The sequence below is a fragment of the Saccharopolyspora griseoalba genome (assembly GCF_042665275.1).
Classification (GTDB): domain Bacteria; phylum Actinomycetota; class Actinomycetes; order Mycobacteriales; family Pseudonocardiaceae; genus Saccharopolyspora; species Saccharopolyspora griseoalba.
Window position 1 is genome coordinate 414,067 of sequence record NZ_JBHTCJ010000003.1, and the last position, 22,858, is coordinate 436,924.

General features: G+C 73.6%; 19 protein-coding genes. 9 read left to right on the forward strand and 10 right to left on the reverse strand.

Annotation, left to right across the window (positions count from 1 at the left end):
* Positions 1 to 7: 7 nt before the first annotated feature.
* Positions 8 to 787, reverse strand: a complete 780-nt coding sequence (gene hisN / locus ACFQRI_RS08500; protein WP_380666311.1) for a histidinol-phosphatase — start codon at positions 785 to 787, stop codon at positions 8 to 10.
* Positions 788 to 910: 123 nt separating this feature from the next.
* On the opposite strand from hisN, the gene ACFQRI_RS08505 reads away from it, so the two are divergent.
* Entirely contained in the window at positions 911 to 1,585 is a 675-nt protein-coding gene (locus ACFQRI_RS08505; protein WP_380666313.1) for a response regulator transcription factor, read from the forward strand.
* Between the two features lie 6 nt (positions 1,586 to 1,591).
* On the forward strand, positions 1,592 to 2,869 hold the full coding sequence (locus tag ACFQRI_RS08510) for an ATP-binding protein (RefSeq protein WP_380666315.1): 1,278 nt from the start codon (positions 1,592 to 1,594) through the stop codon (positions 2,867 to 2,869).
* A gap of 101 nt (positions 2,870 to 2,970) precedes the next feature.
* Here ACFQRI_RS08510 and ACFQRI_RS08515 read toward each other — a convergent pair whose 3' ends face one another.
* Positions 2,971 to 3,504 carry a GtrA family protein gene (locus tag ACFQRI_RS08515; RefSeq protein ID WP_380666317.1) on the reverse strand — a complete coding sequence of 178 codons (534 nt, stop codon included), beginning with the start codon at positions 3,502 to 3,504 and terminating at the stop codon, positions 2,971 to 2,973.
* Between the two features lie 115 nt (positions 3,505 to 3,619).
* Positions 3,620 to 6,181 (reverse strand): sigma-70 family RNA polymerase sigma factor, encoded by a 2,562-nt coding sequence (locus tag ACFQRI_RS08520; protein WP_380666319.1) that lies wholly within the window; start codon positions 6,179 to 6,181, stop codon positions 3,620 to 3,622.
* A gap of 195 nt (positions 6,182 to 6,376) precedes the next feature.
* On the opposite strand from ACFQRI_RS08520, the gene ACFQRI_RS08525 reads away from it, so the two are divergent.
* The 3 genes from ACFQRI_RS08525 (at position 6,377) to purE (ending at position 9,032) form a co-directional block, all read left to right on the forward strand.
* Positions 6,377 to 7,180, forward strand: a complete 804-nt coding sequence (locus ACFQRI_RS08525; RefSeq protein ID WP_380666321.1) for a hypothetical protein — start codon at positions 6,377 to 6,379, stop codon at positions 7,178 to 7,180.
* Positions 7,181 to 7,256: 76 nt separating this feature from the next.
* Complete coding sequence (locus tag ACFQRI_RS08530) at positions 7,257 to 8,441, forward strand: 5-(carboxyamino)imidazole ribonucleotide synthase (protein ID WP_380666323.1); 1,185 nt, start codon at positions 7,257 to 7,259, stop codon at positions 8,439 to 8,441.
* Between the two features lie 102 nt (positions 8,442 to 8,543).
* Positions 8,544 to 9,032, forward strand: a complete 489-nt coding sequence (gene purE, locus ACFQRI_RS08535; protein ID WP_380666441.1) for a 5-(carboxyamino)imidazole ribonucleotide mutase — start codon at positions 8,544 to 8,546, stop codon at positions 9,030 to 9,032.
* A 21-nt stretch (positions 9,033 to 9,053) separates the two neighbouring features.
* Here purE and ACFQRI_RS08540 read toward each other — a convergent pair whose 3' ends face one another.
* The 4 genes from ACFQRI_RS08540 to ACFQRI_RS08555 form a co-directional block, all read right to left on the reverse strand.
* A complete protein-coding gene (locus ACFQRI_RS08540) occupies positions 9,054 to 9,836 on the reverse strand; it encodes a thioesterase family protein (protein ID WP_380666325.1) in 783 nt (260 codons plus the stop codon).
* 68 nt (positions 9,837 to 9,904) lie between these two features.
* Positions 9,905 to 10,633: a TIGR03089 family protein gene (locus ACFQRI_RS08545; RefSeq protein ID WP_380666327.1), complete on the reverse strand. Its 729-nt coding sequence runs from the start codon at positions 10,631 to 10,633 to the stop codon at positions 9,905 to 9,907.
* Between the two features lie 58 nt (positions 10,634 to 10,691).
* The gene (locus ACFQRI_RS08550) at positions 10,692 to 11,867 is read right to left on the reverse strand and encodes an LCP family protein (protein ID WP_380666329.1); all 1,176 of its coding nucleotides are present in this window, start codon (positions 11,865 to 11,867) and stop codon (positions 10,692 to 10,694) included.
* 115 nt (positions 11,868 to 11,982) lie between these two features.
* Complete coding sequence (locus tag ACFQRI_RS08555) at positions 11,983 to 13,662, reverse strand: LCP family glycopolymer transferase (RefSeq protein ID WP_380666330.1); 1,680 nt, start codon at positions 13,660 to 13,662, stop codon at positions 11,983 to 11,985.
* Between the two features lie 254 nt (positions 13,663 to 13,916).
* Between ACFQRI_RS08555 and rfbB the strand changes: the two genes are divergently transcribed.
* The gene (rfbB, locus tag ACFQRI_RS08560) at positions 13,917 to 14,909 is read left to right on the forward strand and encodes a dTDP-glucose 4,6-dehydratase (protein WP_380666331.1); all 993 of its coding nucleotides are present in this window, start codon (positions 13,917 to 13,919) and stop codon (positions 14,907 to 14,909) included.
* Positions 14,870 to 15,823 carry a dTDP-4-dehydrorhamnose reductase gene (gene rfbD / locus ACFQRI_RS08565; RefSeq protein ID WP_380666333.1) on the forward strand — a complete coding sequence of 318 codons (954 nt, stop codon included), beginning with the start codon at positions 14,870 to 14,872 and terminating at the stop codon, positions 15,821 to 15,823. Before rfbB ends, rfbD begins: the two co-directional genes overlap by 40 nt.
* Positions 15,824 to 15,895: 72 nt before the next feature.
* Here rfbD and ACFQRI_RS08570 read toward each other — a convergent pair whose 3' ends face one another.
* The 3 genes from ACFQRI_RS08570 to ACFQRI_RS08580 form a co-directional block, all read right to left on the reverse strand.
* The gene (locus ACFQRI_RS08570; RefSeq protein ID WP_380666335.1) at positions 15,896 to 16,948 is read right to left on the reverse strand and encodes a glycosyltransferase family 4 protein; all 1,053 of its coding nucleotides are present in this window, start codon (positions 16,946 to 16,948) and stop codon (positions 15,896 to 15,898) included.
* Entirely contained in the window at positions 16,938 to 19,454 is a 2,517-nt protein-coding gene (locus ACFQRI_RS08575; protein ID WP_380666337.1) for a glycosyltransferase, read from the reverse strand. Before ACFQRI_RS08575 ends, ACFQRI_RS08570 begins: the two co-directional genes overlap by 11 nt.
* Positions 19,455 to 19,592: 138 nt before the next feature.
* The gene (locus ACFQRI_RS08580; RefSeq protein WP_380666339.1) at positions 19,593 to 20,486 is read right to left on the reverse strand and encodes a glycosyltransferase family 2 protein; all 894 of its coding nucleotides are present in this window, start codon (positions 20,484 to 20,486) and stop codon (positions 19,593 to 19,595) included.
* 63 nt (positions 20,487 to 20,549) lie between these two features.
* On the opposite strand from ACFQRI_RS08580, the gene ACFQRI_RS08585 reads away from it, so the two are divergent.
* Together ACFQRI_RS08585 and ACFQRI_RS08590 are read left to right on the forward strand one after the other, a co-directional pair.
* Positions 20,550 to 21,638: a glycosyltransferase family 4 protein gene (locus tag ACFQRI_RS08585; protein ID WP_380666341.1), complete on the forward strand. Its 1,089-nt coding sequence runs from the start codon at positions 20,550 to 20,552 to the stop codon at positions 21,636 to 21,638.
* A gap of 76 nt (positions 21,639 to 21,714) precedes the next feature.
* A complete protein-coding gene (locus ACFQRI_RS08590) occupies positions 21,715 to 22,836 on the forward strand; it encodes a glycosyltransferase family 4 protein (protein ID WP_380666443.1) in 1,122 nt (373 codons plus the stop codon).
* Positions 22,837 to 22,858 lie beyond the last annotated feature (22 nt).

Consider the following 22,858-nt stretch of genomic DNA (forward strand, 5'->3'; position numbering starts at 1 on the left):
GCCCTTCTCAGGCAGGTTCGCTGAGGTGGCGCAGGGCCTCGTCGTGGAGGTGGCCGTTGGTGGACAGGGCGTTGCCGCCGTCGTAGCGGGCCTCGCCGGAGAGGTCGGTGAACCTGCCCCCGGCCTCCTCCACCAGGACCTGCGCCGCGGCCACGTCCCACGGGTTGACGATCGGCTCGGCCGCGATGTCGATGACGCCCTCGGCGACCATGCAGTGCTGCCAGAAGTCGCCGAAAGCCCGGTTCTCCCAGCAGGCGTCGACCAGCCGCAGGTACGCCTCCCGCGAGTGGTGCTCGACCCAGGTTCCGAGGTGGGTGGTGGAAACGTAGGAGTCGGACAGGTCTCGCACGCCGGACACCGACATCCGTTCCGGCTCCGCCTGACCCGTCCTGCACCAGGCGCCCTCGCCCGCGGCGGCCCACCAGCGCTTGCCCAGTGCCGGGGCGCTGACCACGCCCAGCACCGGCCGTCCCCGGTCGACCAGCGCGATCAGCGTCGCCCACGCGGGGATCCCGCGCAGGAAGTTCTTGGTGCCGTCGATGGGGTCCAGGACCCAGGCGCGTCCCGCGCCGACGTCGCCGCCGCGTTCCTCGCCGGCCACCACGTCCTCCGGGCGGTCCTCGGCGAGGACCTCGCGCACCGCGTCCTCGACGGCCAGGTCCGCATCGGTGACCGGCGTGCGGTCCGGTTTGCGGTCCACGCCGAGGTCGCGCGCCCGGAAGCGCGCCGCGGTGATCGAGTCCGCAACATCGGCCAGCCGCTGGGCGAGATCGAGATCGCTGGTCACGCGTCCGACCCTAGCTCCTGGCGGACCTGGGTCGAGCCGCGGGCGGGAGTGGGCGTGCTCACTCCGCGCGATGAACCTGCCACGCGGCGGACGTGCTCTCCGGTGGCAACTACGCTGGACGCCGTGAGCGTGGTGTTGCTGGCAGAAGATGATCCGGCCATCGCTGTGCCGTTGTCCCGTGCGCTGCAGCGCGAGGGCTACACGGTCCAGGTGATCGAGGACGGCCCCGCCACGCTGCGCATGGCCTCTTCGGGCGGTGTCGACCTGCTCGTGCTGGACCTGGGACTGCCCGAAATGGACGGGCTGGAGGTGTGTCGCAGGCTGCGAGCTCAGGGCAGGGGGCTGCCCGTGCTGATGCTCACCGCCCGCACCGACGAGGTCGACTTCGTCGTCGGGCTGGACGCAGGGGCCGACGACTACGTCGCCAAGCCCTTCCGGCTGGCCGAGCTGATGGCCCGGATCCGCGCCCTGCTGCGCCGCGGAGCCCCGGAGACCCTGGAGGCCTCGGGCGTGCGGTTGGACCTGACCGCGCGGCGGGTGCTGGTCGACGAGCACGAGGTGCAGCTGGCCAACAAGGAGTACGAGCTGCTGCGGGTGCTGATGCAGCGCGCCGGGCAGGTCGTCACCCGCGAGGAGATCCTCGAGGAGGTCTGGCCCGAGTCCGACCGCAAGGGCAGCAAGACCCTCGACATGCACATCTCCTGGCTGCGCCGCAAGCTCAGCGACCGCGACGGGCGCCTGGACGAGACGCGGATCGCCACGGTGCGCGGCGTCGGGTTCCGGTTCAACTCGGACTGATCCGCCGTGCGTCGTCGGATTCTTCAGGCCACGCTGCTGGCGATCGCGGTAGCCGTGGTCGTGCTGGGCGTCCCGCTCGGCTTCACCGCGCTGAAGCTCGTCGAGGACATCACCGAGCAGGAGATCGCCCAGCGCGCCCAGCAGATCGCCACCGCGCTCGACGAGCAGATCGCCGCCGGGCAGCCGATCAACCTCAAGGTGGTGCACGTCGCGGTGCCCAAGGGCGCCCGGCTGACCGTGACCTCCGTCCAGGGGCAGGACTACACCTACGGCCCGGACCCGGGGGAGAACGCGCTGCTGCAGAGCGTGCCGATGGTGCGCAGGGGAACGGTGACCATCGCCACCCCGATCGAACCGGTGCGCACCCAGCAGCTGCAGGTCGGGGGCCTGGTGCTGATGCTGGTGGTCATCTCGGCGGGCACCGGGATGGTCGTCGCCTCGCTGACCGCGCGCAGGCTGGCCGACCCGCTTCGGCACGTCGCGGCGCGAGCGGCCCGCCTGGGCGCCGGTGATTTCCGGCCGGACCAGCGCAGGCACCAGGTTCCGGAGCTCGATCGGGTGGCCGATGCGCTGGACGCCTCCGGCGCCGCGCTGTCCCAGCTGGTGCAGCGGGAGCGCGAGCTCGTCGGGGACGTCTCGCACCAGCTGCGCAGCAGGCTCACCGCGCTGCACCTGCGGCTGGAGGTCCTGGCGACCTCGACCGGCGACGAAGCCGAGGAGGAGGCCCGCGCGGCGCTGGAGCAGGCCGAGCTGCTCTCCGAGGTGCTCGACGACCTGCTGGCCGCCGCGACCGCGGCCCGCGCCCGCGACGCCGAGCCGCTGGACGTGACCAGCCTGCTGACCAGGGTCGCCGACGAGTGGCGGGAGCCGCTGCGCGCCGAGGGGCGCGCGCTGCGGGTCAAGATCGCCGACGAGCTGCTGGCCCGCGCCACGCCCGGACGGCTGCGCGAGGCGATCGGGGTGCTGCTGGACAACGCCCTGCGGCACGGGCAGGGGGCCGTCTCGCTCACCGCGCGGCAGGGCGCCGGAACCGTGGTCATCGATGTTTCCGACGCCGGACCGGGCGTGCCGGAGGAGCTGGTTCCGCACGTCTTCGAGCGCGGCTTCTCCGGGCACGGCTCCACCGGCGTCGGGCTGGCGCTGGCGCGTGCCCTGGTGGAGGCCGACGGGGGGCGTCTCGAGCTCAGCCGGGCGCGTCCCGCGCTGTTCGAGGTGTTCCTGCCGATCGCCCGCGCCGACGACGTGCTGGGGCTGCCGTGGAAGCCCGAGCCGACGCCGCGGTGAGGTCCCGAGCCCCGGTGCGAGCTGGCGGGGCGCGCTTTGCGGGCCGGGGTCGGCCGCAGCTCCGGTGGTAGCGGCCGGGGCGGGTTCGGTGCGGGCGCTGCTCAGCTCACCAGGGCGCGCCGCCGCGACGGCGGGTCGACCGGGCCTTCCTGCTGGTCGGTGGGGAAGACCCACCTGCGGAAGGCCCACCAGCGGAAGGCCATGCCCAGCAGCAGGCCGATGATCTGCCCCGAGGTGAAGTCGGCGAGCTCTTCGACCAGCCTGCTGGTGTGGGGCGTCTGCAGGTGCAGCAGGTAGCGCGAGACCCACAGCGGCGCCGAGTACAGCGCCACGCCGATGCCGCTGATGAGGAAGTACAGGGTCGCCTCGTGGTGCCTGCGGCGACCACCGCGGGTGCGGAACGACCAGTCCCGGTTGAGCACGTAGGACACCAGGGTGGCCACCAGGACGGCGATGACCTTCGAGGTCACCGGCTTCGGCGAGAGCACGGTCAGCTTGAGCGCGTAGAAGATGCCCGTGTCGATGAAGAACGTGATCGCCCCGACGGTGCCGAACTTGAGCAGTTCGCGGTGCCGCAGCAGGAGGGCTTGCAGGGCGCGCGGCAGTCGAGCGAGCACGTGGTCGGGGACGGACACGGCCCCGAGTCTACGGAGCCTTCCCGAGGCTGCCAGCGACGCAGGTGTTGGTCCGCTCACGTCGGCGAAACCCGCTGCGGGCCCTCGCTCGTGGGCGAGGACCCGCAGCGGGCGGTCACGAGCTCGGTCGCGTCGTGCTCGAGGTCGTCGTGCCGCCCGTCGTGCTGCTGGGCGCGGGGGAGCGCGACGTCGTGGACGGCTCCGGTGGCGGCGTCGACCCCGTCGTGCTCGGCTCCTGGGTGGGCGTGGAGCTCGTCGGCCGCGGTTCGGTCGTCGACGGCGCGGGCGTGCTCGTCGGCGCGGGCGCGGACGGCGTCGCGGGCGCCTGCCCGGGGGTGCTCGGGTGGGACCGGCGGCAGTGCCAGCCGTCCCAGTCCTGCCAGACGTACCAGTGCTCCTGGCCGTGCTGGTACTCCCAGCCGTGCCCGTGCCCGTGCCCGTGACCGTTGCCGGGACGGTCCCCGTCAGGTGGCCAGGGCGGTGCGCCGTTGCCCGGCGGCCACCACGGCGGGCACTCCGGCCCGGTGGGCGCGGTGGTCGTCGTCGGTGAGGTGCTCGTCTCGCTGGTCGGCGGCGCGGGCGGCTCGTGCGGCGGTCGCGGTGGCTGCGGCCACCACGGCAGCCACAGCTGCAGGCGCACCGACTCGCTGTCGGTGGCTTGGCCGAGCGAGGCGGTGATCGGCACGGTCACCGAGACGGGGCGGTGGTGGCCGCGCTCGTGCGGTGGCCACCACGGGTGCCCGTGCTCGCGGTCGTGCCGGACCCACAGGTCGCGATCCAGCTGCTCACCGGGTGCGAGCTCCTCGGAGCAGGTCACCGCGGTCCCGCCGGCGGCGGGCTCGGCGGTGCAGCCGTGCGGGGTGGCGCTCATCTCCACCTCGTCGGGAAGCTTCGCCACGGCCTCCGCCTCGCGCGTGCTCGTGCCGGTGTTCCGGACGTTGATCGCGATGCGGCTGTGGGGCAGCCACGGCTGATCGGCCGAGTACGCCCGCAGGTCCACCCGGTCGATCGGCGCGGGCGGCTTCGGCGGCTCGGGCGCCGGCGGCGGCGCCGGGGGCTGGACGATCACCGGCACGGTCGGGAGGTTCAGGTCGATCTGCGCGCCCGCGCTGATGTTCACCCTGATCGTGCCGCCCGTGGCCGAGGAGTCGGCTCGCACCAGGTAGTCGAAGGCCATCGACTCGCCCGGCCGCAGCCCGCGGTCGGTGGTGCAGGTCAGCACATCGGACTGGCTGGAGCAGGTCACCGCGGGCGCGCCGGGCGCCTGGGTGCGGACCGGCACGGCGGAGGCGCTGACGCTCTGCGGTGTGGTGCTGGCCGGGCCGCCGGAGGCCGCCGTCGGCATCTGGGCGGTCACCCCGGGCGGCAGCTGCATCGTCGAGGTGATCGGTTGCGAATCACCGGTGCCGTTGTTGGTCAGCGTGATCGGCAGCGCCACCGGATCGCCTCCGGCGATCAGCTGCAGGGGCTGCGACGGGCCGACCGCGTTCAGCGACGGCGCACCCGGTGCGGGTGCGGGTGCCGGCGCGGGTGCCGGTGCTGGCGCGGGCGGGGCCTGCGGCGGCTGCGCGGGCGGCGGTGGTTGCGGCGCCGGCGGCGGTGCGGCCGGTGGCTGCGGTGCGGGTGGCGCGGGCGGTTGCGGTGCGGGCGCGGGTGCCTGCGGTGCGGGCGGTTCCTGCGCGACCGGCACGGACTGGTCGCCGCCCGAGGTCAGCGCGATCGCCACCGCGGCGGCGAGCACCGCGGCGGCAGCTCCCGCGGTGACCGCCTGCCGCGGGCCCGACGTGGCGGCATCGCCCGCCGCGGCGCCACCAGCTGCGCCACCAGCGGCAGCGCCACCGGCCGCGGCGGCGGCCGTGCCGCCGGAGGTGCTCGCCAGGTAGCCGACGACCGATCCGCCCAGCACCAGCGGGGCGATGACGACGCGCAGCGCGCCGTTGACGTCGGCGAGCTCGGCGGCCAGCGCGCGGCACCGGTCGCAACCGTCCAAGTGGGTCTCGACCTGCGCGGTCTCGCGCTTGGACAACCCGCTGCGGGTCCACGAGCCGAGCCGGTCGACGGTGGCCCGGCACTGCTCCACTCCGGACTCGGTGGCGTCCAGCTGCCCGAGGTGCACCTGCAAGTAGGCCTGCCGAAGTCCTTCGCGCGCCCGGTAGGCCAGCGCGGAGACCCCGTTCGGCGTGAGGCCGAGCAGCGGGGCGACCTCGGCGGGCGACTGGCCCTCGATCTCGATGTGCCAGAGCACGGTCTGCCAGCGCTCGGGCAGCCGGGCGAAGGCCTGCGCGGCGAGCGTGCGCTCGAGCCCTTCGGTCGCGGTGTCCTGGAACGGGACGCTCACGTCGGCGCCGGAGACCTCGGCGACGTCGTCGGCGAGGTGGATCTTGCGATCCCGGCGGGTGCGGTCGTAGGCGAGGTGCCGCAGCGAGGTCAGCAGGTAGGCGCGGAAGGCCGAGGTCGGGCCGCGGCCTTCGCGCAGCGTGTCCAGGACCTTCGCGAAGGCCTCCGAGACCAGGTCATCGGCCTCGGCCGGGGTCTTGGCGACCTGGCGGGCCATGTTGTAGGCGGAGGCCACGTGCCGCTCGTAGAGCTGCGCGTAGGCGCGCGAGGACCCGCCGCGCACCTCTTCGATCAGTTCCCCGTCGCTGGGGCCCTGCACGTCGGTTGAAACGGTCGCCACGCCAGCACCTTCCTCCCCGCAGGGGCTGTCCTATGTAGTCCTACCTGGAAGCCCGGGTCGACGAAAACCACCTGGTGGGGAATCCGGTGACCAATTCCGATCCGGAGCGTGTTGCGAAGACCATAGATTCCACCGTCATGAGTTAGCCGTTGCTGCGTCCCGGTTATGTAGGCGCGACAAGGAGGGATCTGAAGCATGCGGGACTGGTCACCTGGATGTGACGCGTCGGGCACGCGGTCGCTGCAGCGGGCGTTGCGGGCCCGCTGGAGGACCGCGAGCCTAGCAGCGGGGTGGCCGTTCCCCGGCGACTGGGAGGTACCGGCGGTCGACGCGGTGTGCGCGGCCGTCGTCGCCGAGGCGGATCTGCGCGATCCGCTGGCGGAGCTGGGGGCGGCGCGAGCGGAGTCGGGGGTGGAGCTGGCCGGAACCCTGCAGGACCTGGCCGCGCTGCACGCGGTCACCGAGTCCGGCGGCGACGGGCTGGTCTCGGCCGATCCGGACGCGGTGCCCACCTCGCTGCTGCGCATCACCGCGCTGGGCTGGGCCGACGTGGTCAGCGGGCTCTCCGCGGGCCGGGAGGTCGAGGACCCGCTGACCGGCATGAACACGGCGGGCTACTTGCGCACCCGGCTGCACGAGATCTACCGCGCGGCGAGCGCGGGCGGGTTCCGGGCCGGCGACGAGTACGCGTTGCTGACGGTCACGCTCGGCGTGTCCAGCGGGGGCTATCCGCGGATGGTCGCGATGGTGCTCATCGCCGACGCGCTGCGCACCGTCTTCGACGCGGGCGAGACGGTCGCGCTGCTGCGCGCGGCCACCGCGGGCGTGCTCACCCGACGCACCCCGAACCTGGAGGCGCGTTGCGTGCAGGCGCGCTGGATGATCGAGAACCGGCTGGCCGCGGATCCCGCGCTGCGCGACTGCGGTCGGGTGCGGATCAGCGAGCAGCCGCTGCCCGCCGATCACGCCCAGGCCTGCGAACTGCTGGCGGCGCTGTGATCGGCGCACTGTGAAGCAGATCGCCTTGTCCGGTCCTGCCGCTGGTGCGCGAGCCCAGCGGCTTTACGCTGACGATGTGGACGAGCGCACCGGAACCCCAGTTGTCGGCATGATCGGTGGTGGCCAGCTGGCCCGGATGACCCACCAGGCGGCCATCCCGCTCGGGCAGTCGCTGAAGGTGCTGGCCACATCCGAGGACGACTCGGCCGCCCTCGTCGCACCGAACGTGGAGATCGGCCACCACACCGATCTCGAGGCCCTGAAGTCCTTCGCCGAGGGCTGCGACGTGGTCACCTTCGACCACGAGCACGTGCCGGGCGATCACCTGCGCGCCCTGGAGGCCGCGGGCGCGTCCGTGCAGCCGCGCCCGGACGCGCTGCTGCACGCCCAGGACAAGCTGGTGATGCGCCGCCGCCTCGCCGAGCTGGACCTGCCGGTCCCGGCGTTCGCCGAGGTCGCGGAGGTCGGCGATGTGCTGAAGTTCGGCGCCGAGCACGTTTGGCCGTGCGTGCTCAAGACCGCGCGCGGCGGCTACGACGGGCGCGGCGTGTGGATGCTCGACGACGCCGCCCAGGCCGAGGAGGTCGTGGCCGAGCTGCTCGCGGGCGGTGCGCCGCTGCTGGTCGAGCAGGCCGTGCCGCTGCGTCGCGAGCTGGCCGCGCTGGTCGCGCGCTCGCCGTTCGGGCAGGGCGCGGTGTGGCCGCTGGTGGAGACGGTGCAGCAGGACGGCATCTGCGTGCAGGTCCTGGCTCCGGCGCCGGAGGCCTCCGCGGAGCTGATCGAGCGGGCCCAGGACATCGCGCTGACGGTCGCCGAGCAGCTGGGCGTGACCGGCGTGCTGGCGGTCGAGCTGTTCGAGACCGACGAGGGCCTGGTGGTCAACGAGCTGGCGATGCGCCCGCACAACTCCGGGCACTGGACCATCGAGGGCTCCCGCACCTCGCAGTTCGAGCAGCACGTGCGCGCGGTGCTGGACTACCCGCTGGGCAGCACCGAGCTGGCCGCGCCCGCGGTGGTGATGACCAACCTGCTGGGCGCGCCGGCCCAACCGCAGATGCGCGTCGACGAGCGGCTGCACCACCTGTTCGCCCGCTACCCGCACGCCAAGGTGCACCTGTACGGCAAGAGCGAGCGGCCCGGCCGCAAGCTCGGCCACATCAACATGCTCGGCGAGGACGCGGACGAGCTGCGGGAGCAGGGCAGGCTCGCCGCGCACTGGCTCTCGCGCGGCGAGTGGCTGGACGGCTACGAAATCCACTGACGGCCCGGTGACGGGTCTCGCACGCCGGCACCGCCGCGGTGCCGGTCCAACCACAGGGAGGCACCTGCAGTGACCGAGCGGAATCCCCTGGTCGGCGTGATCATGGGCAGCGACTCCGACTGGCCGGTGATGCGGGCGGCGGGTGATGCGCTCACCGAGTTCGACGTCCCCTTCGAGGTCGGCGTGTACTCGGCGCACCGCACTCCGCAGCGGATGCTGGACTACGCGCGCGGGGCCGCCGAGCGGGGCGTGCGGGTGATCATCGCCGGGGCGGGCGGCGCCGCGCACCTGCCGGGCATGGTCGCCTCGGCCACGGTGCTGCCGGTGATCGGCGTGCCGGTGCCGCTGAAGCACCTGGACGGCATGGACTCGCTGCTGTCGATCGTGCAGATGCCCGCGGGCGTGCCGGTGGCGACGGTCTCGGTCGGCGGGGCGCGCAACGCGGGCCTGCTCGCGGTGCGCACCCTCGCCGCGGGCGACGGCGAGCTGGCCGCGCGACTGCGCACCCGGATGGCCGAGTTCCAGGACGGCCTGGAGAGCATGGTGCACGACAAGCACGCGGCCCTGCAGGACAAGGCCGCTCAGGGCTGAGGTGTCGCGAGCGCGCGGTGGTCAGCCGAGCTGGTGGACCATGACCGCTTCGTGGGCGGTGCCGATCGGGCCGTCGACGTCGTAGAGCCGGGCGCTGGCCGTTCCGATGCCGCTGGGCTGGGTCTCCCTGCGGGATTCCACGCCCAGCCACTCGCCGCGCATCTCGCGGTGCAGGTACAGCGAGATGTCGGTGTTGATCCACGGCCCGAAGATCTCGCCGATCGGGCTGGCCGCGCTGATCGCGTCGGCGAGGATCGCCACGTGCGCCAGCGGGCTGAGCGGCTCGTCGGGCAGCAGCGGCAGCGGCATCCGCATCCAGGCCTTGCTGGTCTCGGCGGCCGACTGGTCGGCGACCCAGCGCACCTCCATCACGTCGTGCACGCCCCAGCGCAGTCCCAGCTCCGGGGGCAGCAGGTGCGCGGTCTCGATGCCCTCCGGGCCGGGGAACGGCGCGGCCCCAGCCGCTTCCGGGCCGTCCACGTCGGACTTCCGGATCAGGTGCGCGGTCGCGTGGGTGAGCAGCTGCTCGCCGCTGGTGAGGGTGGCTCGCACGACCTGCAGGCGCTTGCCGGTGCGCACCGGTTCGACCTGCACGGCGATCGGCGTGCGCGGCACCGGCCGCATCAGGTCCGCGGTCAGCCGCGCGACGAACAGGTCCTCGTCGGCCGCGGCCCGCGCGATGGCGCGCGCGAGCAGGCCCGCGACCGGGCCGCCGCCGGTCAGCTCGCCCCAGGGGTTGCCGGACGCCTCGTTGGGGACGAAGTGATCGCCTTCGACCCGGAAGAGCGAATCGGTGTCGCGCATACTCGGAGGCTACCGACGAGTAGATAGCGGCACTAGGGAGCTGACCAGCGACTTCGGTGTGATCGTGGTTACCCGTCGAGCTCGCCGAGCTCGCCGAGCTCGACGGTGGTGCGCTCGTCGGCGCGACGCTTGCCCAGCTTCGCCGGGTCGAGGTTGGTGCACTGCACGAGCGCGGCCTCGCCCGCCAGCACCGCCAGCAGGCCGTCCACGACGCCACCGGGCAGCGTCCAGTCCAGGGTGGACAACACCCGGTCGCGGGGGCCGATGCCCAGCTCGCCCGCGCGCTCGCGGGCGGCTCCGAGCACCTCGTCCACCGACCGGTCCAGCAGGGCGGGCGCGTCCCCGCCCAGCGGGACGATCGGGCTGAAGTCGTCGCCGTGCACCCGGATGTCCGAGACGTAGTCCACGAAGCCCTCGGGCAGGTCGCGCACCGGCGCGCCCAGCGGGTCCAGCCCGACCGCGGCCTTGACGTGGGCGCCCTCGGCGCGGTCCGGTGCGCTCGCGGGCACGAAGGCCACCTCGGCGTCCCCGGGATCGTCGGTGACGTGCGCGCCGCACCACCAGGCGCCCAGCAGCACGCCGGCGGTCTGCCAGTGCGCGGGCAGCGAGACCGCCACCGGGGTGCCCGGTTCCAGGTCGACCTCGTCGACCAGCCAGTTCGCCGTCTTGGCCGCCCAGTTCGCGGTCGTCGCGCGGGACAGCTCGATGCGGGCCCCGGTGGCGTCGTCGTAGTGCGTGATCAGCGGCTTGGCGGCACCGGCCAGCAGCGGGCCGAGAAGTGCCTGGGTAATGCTCATGGCGGGCAGCCTAGCGGCCGGTTTCGAGCTGGATCAGCACGGCGGTGCCCGTCCGGGGCTAGTTCACGCAGGGAACTTCCTCGCCCGAGGTGATCGGGGGTTCCTCCGCGGTCCCGTCCAACCGCAGCACCGGGTCCGGTGCCAGTCGCGGTGCGGTCTCGGCCAGCCCGGCCACGAACCGCTGAGCCGATCTCGGTTCGACCACCACGATGCTCCGCCCGCGCTCGTTGCGGGCGTTGTCGTCGGCCACCGGCAGTGTCACGAAGTTGACCGCGCCGGTGGCGACCTGCTGCATCTGCTGCACGAAACCCAGCGGGTCCCAGTCCTCGTCGAGCTCGACGGTGCGGCGGGCCGCGGCGGTCAGGTCGTCGACCTTCGCCGGGTCGGTGAGCGTCCCGGTGGACAGCACCTTGTTCGCCAGGCCCGCCATGAACACCTGCTGGCGCACGATCCGGTCCAGGTCACCGCGCGGCAGCCCGTGCCGCTGCCGGACGAACGACAGCGCGTCTGCGCCCGAGACGGTCTGCCTGCCCGCGGCGAAGTCCGCCCCGGAGTCCTTGTCGCTGACCGCCGAGTTCAGGCACACCTCCACGCCGCCGACGGCCTCGGTGAGCTCGAAGAACCCGAGCAGGTTCAGCTCGGCGTAGTGGTCGACGCGCACCCCGGTCAGCCCCTGGACCGTCTGCACCAGCGCCCGCTGCCCGGTGGCCTTGGCGCGCTGCTCGACCTCGTCCGCGCCCACGCCGCGGTCCCGCAGCGAGTTCTCGGTGGCCTTCTTGGTCAGCCCGTAGACCGCGTTGATCTTCTCGCTGCCGCCGGAGGGCACCTGGGCGTAGGTGTCGCGCGGGATGGACACGGCGGTGGGCTGCGCGCTGCCGTGCGGGATCCGGATCAGCACCAGGCTGTCGGTGTTGAGGCCGTTGGTCGCCTCGGTGCGCAGCTGCTTGAGCACGCGCAGCGGCAGCGGGTTGCCCTGCGCGTCGGTCCTGCTGTCGCTGCCGACCAGCAGCACGTCGGTGGCCCCGTCGTCGTCCGAGGGCGCCCGGGCGACGTGCTGGTCGATGACCTTCGCGGAGCTGACCTCGCCGAGCCGGTCGACGACGAACCAGCCGACGGCGGTCAGCGCCAGCACCGCCGTCGAGCACAGCGCCAGCAGCGCGCGACCGGCGATCCGCGCGCGCGAGCGGCGCGGTGCGACCGGCTCGTCGTGCGCGGTTTCGGACTCCTCGGGCAACTCGGCCTCTCCCCGCCGTCGTCGTGACGCGACTCAGGTTAGCCGGATGTCCGCTCGGCTCGGACGCTTTGCCGAGAACCGCGAGCCGGAGAGCGCGGTCCTCGGCGAAGCGGGCTCATTCCACGCAGGGCACGCCGTCGGCGGTGATCTCCTGGTCGTTGACGTTGTTCTGGGCCTTCATCGGGCCCGCCGCGCGGAATCCGTCCAGGCGCAGCTCGGCCGAACCGGAGAACGCCTGCTTGCCGGGACCCTTGTAGTCCGACCCGAGGTAGACGTCGACCTGCCCGGACTCCAGGTCCGGCTTCATCTCGGTGCGCACGCCGCCCAGCGCATCGGCCACCAGCTGCGCGCCGGACTCCTCGCCCTGCGCGTGGTAGACGACGGTGTCCGGGCGCGACTCGGCGTTGGCCGCCTCGCCCTCCTGGAAGCCCTGGTCGGCCAGCTCCTCGGAGACGTTGGCGGCGAGGCCGCTGATGCCGGAGGCGTTGTAGACGTTGACCGCGAGCGTGGTGGGGTCGGCCAGCTGGGACATCTTCTGCGCGCGCTGCTTCGGCGGCAGCAGCAGGTTCGACGCGAAGCGCTTGGCCTCCGGGATGTTGATCGTGACTTCCTCCTCGCCGGACTCGCCGACCAGGTGCACCGGAGCGCTGTAGAACTGGATGTTCGCCGGGTCCGCGTTGCTCATCTTCTGGGCGAAGCCGAGGATGTCGTTGGCCAGCTCCGGGTCGAGCGTAACCGACTTGTTGATCGCTTTCACCAGGTTGTTGAGCTTGCTCGGGTTGGTCAGGGTGCCCGAGGACAGGATCTTGTGCGCCAGCCCGGACATGAACACCTGCTGGCGCTTGCCCCGGGACAGCTCGTTGAGCAGGCCGTGCCGCTGCCGCACGAATGCCAGCGCGTCGGAGCCCTGGATGGTCTGCACGCCGGCCTGGAAGTCGGCCCCGGAGTACGAGTCCTGGGTGGGCTCCTTGAGGCAGACCTCGACGCCGCCGACGGCCTTGGTGATCTCGTAGAAGCCGAGCAGGTTGACCTCGGCGTAGTGGTCCACGGACACGCCGCTGAGCTTCTCGATGGTCTGCAGCAGCAGCTTCTTGCCCTCCTTGGTGGACTTGTCCTCGATCTCCTCGGGGGAGTAGCCGCCCTCCTGCTCGAGCTCGGCGGCCGCGGCGGCCTTGCCGCGCTTCAGCGTCTCGGTGAGCTTGTGCTGGCCATCGCCCATCCCGGAATCGACCATGGTGTCGCGCGGGAACGACATCGCCGCGGCGCCCTTGCCGTTGTTCGGGATGCGCACCAGGATCATCGCGTCGGTGAGGTCGCCGCCTTCGTCGTCGGAGGTGTTCAGCTGCTGCAGGACCTCGTCCGGGAGCGGGTTGCCGTGCGAGTCGGTGCGGCTGTCGTTGCCGATCAGCAGGATGTCGGTCGCCCCGTCGGGGGCGCGCAGCTTGTCGCTGATCACGTCCGCGGTGCCGGTGTTGGCCGCGCCGCCGAAGATCGACCAGGCGAAGCCGGTGGCCACCAGGACCACCACCGACAGCAGGGCGGTCGCGGTGCGGCCGGCGAGCACGGCGGTGCGGCCGCTGCGGCGGGGCTTGTCCCAGACGTCGTCGGGCGGGACCGCCGCCGCGCTCGACCGGGCGGACTTGCCCGGCCGGCCCTTGGGCTTCGGGCCGCCCTCGGCCGCGCCGCCTGCGCGGGACGAGTCGGCTCGAGGTGGTCTTCCCGCAGCTCCGCGTGGCGGAACGGGCTTATCGGGGCGCCCAGCCGGGCCGCCAGACCGCCTCGGTCGGTCCTCCACGCCGAATCCTCCTTGGCCTGCGGGACGAGCATTACACCACTATCGAGTGATTTTGCTCGGCTTCAGTGGGCAGGCTAACGGTGATCCGTGGAGCCGATTCACCTCCCTCCATAGTGCGTGATCTCACTCATATGGACTAGACGAGTCGGTGACCGTGTGTAAGTGCAGCAGTGGGATCGAGCCCGACGCGCCCATGTCAGACTGCGCTGGCGGGCCCGCGAGCGGTTCGCGGCGAACCACGAGGAAGAGGCGGCATGCGGATTCTGGTCACGGGTGGAGCCGGGTTCATCGGCTCGCACTACGTTCGGCAACTGCTCGGCGGGGCCTACCCGGCCCACGCGGAGCTCGCCGAGGTGATCGTGCTCGACAAGTTGACCTACGCGGGCAACGAGGAGAACCTCGCGCCGGTCGCCGAGGACCCGAGGCTGCGGTTCGTGCGCGGCGACATCTGCGACCGCGAGCTGCTCGGCGACCTGCTGCGCGGCATCGACGTGGTCGTGCACTTCGCCGCCGAGACCCACGTGGACCGCTCGATCACCGGCTCCGACGCCTTCGTGACCACCAACGTGGTGGGCACCAACGCCCTGCTGCAGGCCGCCGTCGACGCCGGGGTGGGCAAGTTCGTGCACGTGTCCACCGACGAGGTCTACGGCTCGATCGACTCCGGGTCCTGGCCGGAGGGCCACGCCCTGGAGCCGAATTCCCCGTACTCGGCCGCCAAGGCCGGTTCGGACCTGCTGGCGCGGGCCTACTACCGCACGCACGGCCTGCCGGTGTGCATCACGCGCTGCTCGAACAACTACGGGCCCTACCAGTTCCCGGAGAAGGTGCTGCCGCTGTTCATCACGAACCTGATGGAGGGCAAGCGGGTTCCGCTCTACGGCGACGGGATGAACGTGCGCGACTGGTTGCACGTCGACGATCACTGCCGAGGCGTCCAGCTGGTCGCCGAGTCCGGGCGAGCGGGCGAGATCTACAACATCGGCGGTGGGATCGAGCTGACCAACGCCGAGCTCACCGAGCGGTTGCTGGCCGAGTTCGAGCTGGGGGCGGACATGATCGAGCACGTCCCCGACCGCAAGGGTCACGACCGCCGCTACTCGGTGGACCACAGCAAGATCGTCACCGAGCTCGGCTACGCCCCCCGGGTCGACTTCGCCACCGGGCTGCGCGAGACGGTGCGCTGGTACCGGGAGAACCGCGCCTGGTGGGAACCGCTCAAGAAGCGCGCGGCGGTGGCCCGGTGACCCGGCTGGCCGTGCTCGTGCCCGGCGGGCGCGGGCAGGTCGGCTCGGAGCTGACCGCGCGGCTCGGAGCTCGTCCCGGCGCGCTGGTGCACGCACCCGGTTCGGCCGAGCTGGACATCACCGACGCCGAGGCGGTGCGCGATGCGGTGGACTCGTTCGCCGAGGCCGCGCGGGACGCCGACCTGAACCCGGTGGTGATCAACTCGGCGGCCTACACCGCGGTGGACGCCGCCGAGTCCGACCCGCGGGCGGCCGCCCGGGTCAACGCCGAGGGGCCCGCAACGCTGTCGGCGGCCTGCGCGGCCGGGGACCTGCCGCTGCTGCACGTCTCCACCGACTACGTCTTCTCCGGCGACGGCACCAAGCCGTACCTGCCGACCGACGAGCCCGGCCCGCGAACCGCGTACGGCCGCACCAAGCTCGAGGGCGAGGAGGCGGTGCTGGCTTCCGGCGCGCGCGCCTGGGTGGTGCGCACCGCCTGGGTCTACGGGGCGCGCGGCGGCAACTTCGTCAAGACCATGGCCCGGGTGGCCGCGCAGCGCGACGTCCTGCGGGTCGTCGACGACCAGGTCGGATCGCCCACCTGGGCGGCGGACCTGGCCGGTGGCCTGCTGCAGCTGGCCGAGCGCGTCGCGCAGGGATCCGGGCCCAAGAGCCGGATCCTGCACTGCACCAACGCGGGCGAGACGACGTGGTTCGCGTTCGCCAGGGCCGTGTTCGCCGAACTGGGGCTGGACCCGGAGCGGATCAGCCCCTGCACGACCGAGGAGTACCCGGTGGCGACACCGCGCCCGACCTACTCGGTGCTCTCCGGCGAGGCCTGGCAGGAGGCCGGGTTGACCCCGCTGCGGCCCTGGCGGGAAGCCCTCGCCGCAGCCTTCGCAACGGACGGACCAGCCCTCTCGGCGGGATGACCGGGGAAGCCCTTCTCGCATCGGAAGTCCCGGGGCGCACGAGGGACTTCTGATGAAAGAAGGGCAGGCTGGCTAGCCCCCGGTCGCCCGCCGGTAGGCCTCCAGGGTTCGTCCCGCGCAGGCCTCCCAGGTGAACTCGGCTGCTCGCGCGCGGCTGAGGTCGGCGTCCGGCGGGTCCTGCAACGCGCGGTGCAGCGCCGCGCGCAGCTCCACGGGGTCATCCGGATCGGCGAAAGCGGCCTGCTCGCCGGCGACCTCGCGCAGGGCCGGCAGGTCCGAGCACACCACCGGGACCCCGCAGGCCAGCGCTTCCAGCACCGGAAGTCCGAACCCCTCGTCGCGCGAGGGCAGCACCAAGGCGCTCGCCCCGGCCACGAGCCGGCGCAGCTCCGCTTCGGGCACGTAACCGGTGCGCAGCGCTCGACCGTCGGGACCCGGCTGGCCGGGGCCGGCCACCACCAGCGGGGGCAGCCCGGGGTGAAGGGCCTCCAGCAACTTCGGAAGGCCCTTGCGAGGGCCGGTGGCGCCGACGAAGAGCAGGTACTCAGAGGGGATCTCGCGCGCGGCGCGGTCCTCGGCGCTCGGCGGTGCGGCGTCGAACCACTCCGGATCGACCCCGAGCGGGGTCACCGCGATCTTCGCCGGTTCCACCGCCAGCCGCGCCGACACCGCCGCGGCCACCGCGGCAGACGGGGTGCAGACCACCGACGCCCGGCGGACCGAATCGGCCACCAGCGCGGCCAGATCCGGTTCGGCCAGCCGCGGATCGTCCAGGAACGCCAGGTCGTGCACGGTCACCACACCGGCGGCGCGCCGCGACGGGGGCAGCACGAAGTTCGTCCCGTGCACCACCCGGGCCGCCCCGCCGAGCAGCTCCACCGGTGGAAACGGCCCGCGCGACCAGGCCTTGCGCAGCAACCGGGCGGGCACCGGCGGACCCACCGCGCGGCTGCCCGGGGGCGCGAGCGCGCGCAGGCGCCGGGCACCGCGCGCCGAGAAGCCGATCAGTCGCAGGTCGAGGTGCTGCGCCAGCGCCGCGGCCAGGGACGCGGTGTAGCGGCCGATCCCGGTGCGCGCGCCGAGCAGCGGCGTGCCGTCGAGCAGGACCCGCGGCTCAGCGGCCACGGAGCCGTTCTCCCGCGAGGCGGCGCAGCCTGCCGCTCGCGCGCCGCGCCACCTCCACCGGACCGCCCGCTTCGAGGTACTCCCGCAGCAGCGCGAGATCGCGCCGGACCGCCTCCCCGGTGCCGGGGCGCGGCGCGCGCGACAGGGGAGCGGTGGCCGAGAGCCGGTCGGCGGCCGGGCGCGGGTCGCGGCAGAACTCGGTCAGCGGCGACAGCACCGACTCCCAGGTGAAGCGCTCGCGCACCGGCCCGATCCGGCGACGGCACTCGGCGGCGAAGTCCTCGTCGTAGAGCACCTTCTCCAGCGCGGCGGCCAGCGCGTCGGGGTCCTCCGCCGGGACCACCACGCCGATGCCCTCGCCGCGCACCAGGTCGGCGAACGAATCGCCGTCGGTGGTGACCACCGGCAACCCGGACCACAGGTAGTCCAGCACCCGGGTGCGGAAGGCGAAGGTGGTCTCCACGTGCTCGAAGTGGCTGGTCACCCCGCAGTCGGCGTCGAGCAGGTAGTTCTGCCGTTCGCCGTAGGGCACCCAGGTCTCGTTGAAGAACGCGAACTTGTCGGTCAGTCCGAGCCGCTCGGCCAGCGCGCGGGTCTGCCCGGCCATGCCCATCTCCGGCACGTCCGGGTTCGGGTGCTTCATGCCCAGGAAGAACAACCGGACGTCGCTGTGCTCGGCCGACAGCCGGTGCACCGCGCGCAGCAGGGTCAGCGGGTCGAACCAGCTGTAGACCCCGCCCGCCCAGAGCACCACCTTGTCGTCGGCCGAGATGCCCGGACGCGTCCCCTTGATCGCCGGGCCGGTGCGCCGCGGCGCGGCCGAGGGCAGCCCGAAGGGCACCACCGACAGCAGCGAGCGCACCGTGGGATCGCTGTCGTACAGCCCCGGCGTGAGCCTGCCCAGCGAAGCCAGGTGCCCGAGCCAGAAGTGCCGCTGTCGCTCCGAGGCGCACAGGAAGAAGTCGCCGCGCTGCAGCTGCGAGTTGAGCACCTCGGTGACCCCGGCGAGGTCCTTGGCGCGCCGCTCGTCGTCGGTGTCGCGGCCCTGCTCGAGCAGTTCCAGGTGCATCGGGTCGTAGACGTCGCAGACCACGATCTTGGTGGAGTCCACCCGCTTGAGCGCGGGCACCATCTCCAGCACGTGGCCCTGCAGCACCACGATGTCGGCCCAGTCCACGTGCGCGCCCAGCTCCCGGCGGGTCGCCGCCACCACGTCGAAGCCGGTCTCCGGCGGGTCGACGCGGTCGTTGACGCTGACCAGCCGCACCTCGTGCTCGGCGGCGAGCACCTCGGCCATGTGCCAGGCGCGGATCGCCGGGCCGGCCATCCGCTCGGTGACCGCGTCACCGGTGATCACCGCGATCTTGCGCGGCCTGCCGAACACCTCGTGCAGCTCGAAGGCCTCCACCAGCGCGTCGTGCGCGGCGAGGTAGCGCGGCAGCGGGTAGGCGGGCTCCATGGCCTTGCGCATCAGCGGCACCAGGTCGGCGTCGGTGCGCACCCGCGCGCGCTGCTCCTGCTCGCGGGACTCCTTGAGCGAGGGCAGCAGCTCCACGAACTGGTCGATGGCCAGCATCCCGGCCAGCGCGGAGCGGTCCACCGGAACCGGCGAGTCGTCCTCGGTCTCGCCGCGCCGGGTGATCTCCAGCTGGGTCGGATCGATCTCGCCGCGCGCGGTGGCCCGCCGCACCGCCAGCCCCATGGCCGCGGGCAGCGCCTTGGCCAGCGTCTCCTCGGAGACGTTCTTGTACAGCGCGGCCAGCGCGTTGCGCTCCAGGAGGTAGTGCTCGCGGGAGCTGGCGATGCCCGACATCGAGGCGTGGTGGCGGTGGTAGGCCAGCGAGCGCGGTTCGTAGCGCACCCGCCAGCCGCGCAGGTTGAGCCGCCAGCCCAGGTCGACGTCCTCGTAGAACATGAAGAACCGCTCGTCGAAGCCGCCCAGCGCGGCGAACAGCTCGGCGCGCACGAACAGCGCCGAGCCGGTGCCGAACAGCACGTCGCGCGGCGCGTCGTGCGAACCGTCGTCGACCTGCCCGGCGTGCCGCTTGTAGCCCATGCCGAACCAGGTCAGCCCCCCGTCGACGAAGTCGACGTGCCTGCCCTCCCAGTCGAGCACCTTGCTCGCGACCGCGCCCACGGTCGGTTCGCCGCGCAGCACGTCCACCGCGGCCCGCACCCACGCCCGGTCCGGACGCGCGTCGTTGTTCAGCAGCGCCAGCACCTGGCCGGTCGCCTCGCGCGCGGCCAGGTTGCAGCCGCCGGCGAACCCGAGGTTCGAGCCGGCCTCGATCAACCGCACCTGCGGTGCGGCGGCGCGGATCCGCTCGGCGGAGCCGTCGCCCGAGGCGTTGTCCACGCAGAGCACTTCGAGCTTGTCCGCGGGGTAGTCCAGGTCGTCGCGCAGCGCGCGCAGGCAGGTGATGGTGTCCTCGGCGCTCCGGTAGTTGACCAGGATCACCGACACGACGGGCAGGTTGGCTTCGACCACGACCCAAGCCTGCCTCATCGCTCGGCGGCCGCGCGGGCGGATCGGGCAAACCGGCCTCGGCCGTGCTCCGCAGCCCCCGCGAGCGGGGACTTTCGATGAAAAAGCAGGCCGTGCCCGATCGCGTCGCCGCGACCAGCCGGTCCGGGGTGACCGGGTTCAGCGCCCCGCCCAGCGCTCCCAGACCGCCCGGCGCGCCCCGGTGATCCGGCGCCGGGCCAGCAGCGCCCCGGGCAGCCGCGCGCCGACCTCGGCCAGCACCCGCAGGCGCAGCCCGGTGCGGAAGTTGGCGGGTGGCTCGGCGAGCCGCCGGAACGGCAGCAGCGCGGTGACGGCCGCGAACCGGGCGAGCTGGCCGACCGCCACCGGCAGCGGAGCGCAGCGCAGCAGGGTCACCAGGCGGTTGCGCTCGTTCCAGCGGTGGAAGCGCGCTGAACCGGGGTGGGTGCTGGCGCCGTGCAGGTGCGTGGCGGTCGCCGAGGTCGTCGCGATGCGCAGGCCGGCCAGGCGCAGCCGCCACGCGGTGTCGGTGTCCTCGTAGTAGCAGAAGAACCCGGCGGGAACCCCGCCCACGCGGCGCAGCGCGTCGGTGCGCAGCAGCACCGCCCCGCCGCAGAACCCGAAGACCTCCTCGCCGGTGGTGTCGGCGCCGTGCCCGTCGGCGGTCAGCCGCACACCGGTGGACTGCACCCGCCCGTCCGGCGCGCGCAGCACCGAGGCGGCGGCAGCGGCACCCCCGTCGAGCGCGTCTTCGAGCTCGGCCAACCAGCCCGGTTCCGGTGCGGCGTCGTCGTTGAGCCAGGCCACGTAGGGCGTGTCGACGTCGGGCAGCGCCGCGGCGATCCCGCCCGCGTAGCCCAGGTTGCGGGGCAGCCGCAGCACCTGTGCGCCGCGCCCGGCCAGCAGTGCGGCGGTGCCGTCGTCGGAAGCGTTGTCCACCACCAGGACCCGGTGCGGGCGGACCTGGGCGGCCAGCGCGTCCAGGCAGTCCCCGAGGTGCGCGCGACCGCGCCAGGTCACCACGATCACCGTGCTGCGCAGCTCGTCGGTCACGGCACGTCACGTTAGCGCCCGCCTTCGAGCCCGCCCCGGGCGGCGGCGTGCGAAGCTGACCGGGTGCCCGAGCTGGTTGCCATCGCCGAGCAGCTGCTGGCCCCCGTGCCCGGCGGCACCGGCCGCTACACCCGCGAGCTCCTCCGCGCGCTGGCCGCCTCTGCGCCCGAGGGCTGGAGCGTGCGCAGCGTCGTCAGCCGGTCCGGCGACCCGACCGCCGCCCAGGTCCCCGGCGTCGAGGGCCCGCAGGTGCTGCCGCTGCCGCGCCGCGCCCTGATCGCCGCCTGGGAACGCGGCCTCCCGCCGCGACTGGGCGGTGCCGCGGTGCACGCCATGACCCCGCTGGCCCCACCGGCGCGCCGCGGTCGGAGCCTGGTCGTCACCGTCCACGACGCGGTGCCCTGGACGCACCCGGAGACCCTCACCGCCAGGGGAGCCGCCTGGCACCGGCGAGCGATCGCCCGCGCAGCGCGCGAGGCCGACGCCCTGGTGGTGCCCACCCGCGCGGTCGCCGCCGAGCTGGCCGAGCACCTCGGCACCCGGCCCCGCGTCGAGGTGGTCGGCGAAGGCGTCGCCGCCGACCTGCTGGGCGAACCGCGCGACCCCGGGCTGCCCGACGGGCCGTACGTGGCCGCGGTGGGAACGGTGGAGCCGCGCAAGGGGTTCGCGGACCTGGTCCGGGCGATGGGCGAGCCGGAGGCGCCCGACGTGCCGCTGGTGATCGTCGGTCGCCCGGGCTGGGGCGACGTGGACCTCCCGCGTGTCGCCGAGCGGACCGGGACCCGGCTGCGGGTGCTGGCCGGGCTCACCGACCAGCAGCTCGCCGCGGTGCTGCGACGAGCGAGCGCCCTGGCGGTTCCCAGCCTCTCCGAGGGTTTCGGCCTGCCGCTGCTGGAGGCGATGACCCTGGGCGTGCCGGTCGTGCACTCCGACGCCCCCGCGCTGGTCGAAGTCGCCGGGGGAGCCGGGCTGCAGGTGCGGCGCGCCGATCCGCCAGCCCTGGCGGCCGCCCTGCGCACCGCCGTGCACGACCAGTCGCGCCGCGCGGCGATGATCGCCGCCGGGAGGCGTCGCGCGCGGGAGTTCAGCTGGGAGAGCACCGCCCGCCGGGTCTGGGCGGTGCACCTGGAGCGGACTGCGCAAATCGGATGAAGCGTTTTTCGCGAACTCACCCCGCGGCCGGTCCGCGGCGCTCTACCCTGCACGGGTGCACAGAGGCGAGCCGCACATCCTGATCGACGCCACCGCCGTCCCCGCGGACCGGGGAGGCGTCGGGCGGTACGTCGATTCGCTGGTGACCGCGCTCGACGCGGACGGTGCCCGGCTCTCGGTCGCCTGCCAGCCCCGCGACGCCGCCCTGTACGCGCGCATCGCCCCCGGCGCCGCGATCGTGCCGGCCGCCGAGGCGGTGCTGACCCGCACCGCGCGGTTGTCCTGGGAGCAGATCACCCTGCCCCGGCTGGTCAAGAAGCTGCGGGCCGACGTGCTGCACTCGCCGCACTACACCACGCCGCTGGCCAACCCGGTGGCCTCGGTGGTGACCCTGCACGACGCGACGTTCTTCACCAACCCGGCCGTGCACAACCCGGTCAAGGCCCGCTTCTTCCGCGCTTGGACCCGCGCCGCGCTGCGGCGCGCCGAGCTGTGCGTCGTGCCCAGCCGGGCCACGGCTGCCGAGCTGGCCGCGGCGGCCGGGGCGGACCGGGATCGGATGGCGGTGAGCTACCACGGGGTGGACCCGGACCGCTTCCACCCGCCGGCACCCGAGGAGATCCGGGCGGTGCGCGACCGGCTGGGCCTGTTCGACCAGCCCTACGTGGCCTTCCTCGGCGCGCTCGAACCGCGCAAGAACGTGCCGGCGCTCGTCCGCGGGTTCACCGAGGCCTGCGGGGCCCGCCGCGACGGGCCCGCCCTGGTGCTGGCCGGGCAACCCGGCTGGGACGCGCAGGTGGGGCGCGCGCTGCACGAGGTCCCGCACAAGGTCCGGGTGATCCGAGCCGGCTACCTGCCCTTCGGCGAGCTCGCCGGATTCCTCGGCGGCGCCCGCCTGGTCGCCTACCCCAGCATCGGGGAGGGCTTCGGGCTGCCGGTGCTGGAGGCCATGGCCTGCGGGGCGCCGGTGCTGACCACCCGGAGGCTGAGCCTGCCCGAGGTCGGCGGCGAGGCGGTGGCCTACTGCGGCGTGCGGCCCGGGGACATCGCCCGCGGTCTGCGGAGCCTGCTCGACGACCCGGCCCGCCGGGCCGAGCTGGCCGCAGCTGCCCAGCTGCGGGCCAAGGAGTTCAGCTGGGAGTCCTGCACCGCGCAGCACCGCGAGGCCTACGACCGGGCCCGCCACCTCCACCGCTGAGCCTCGGCGCATGCCGGTGCCG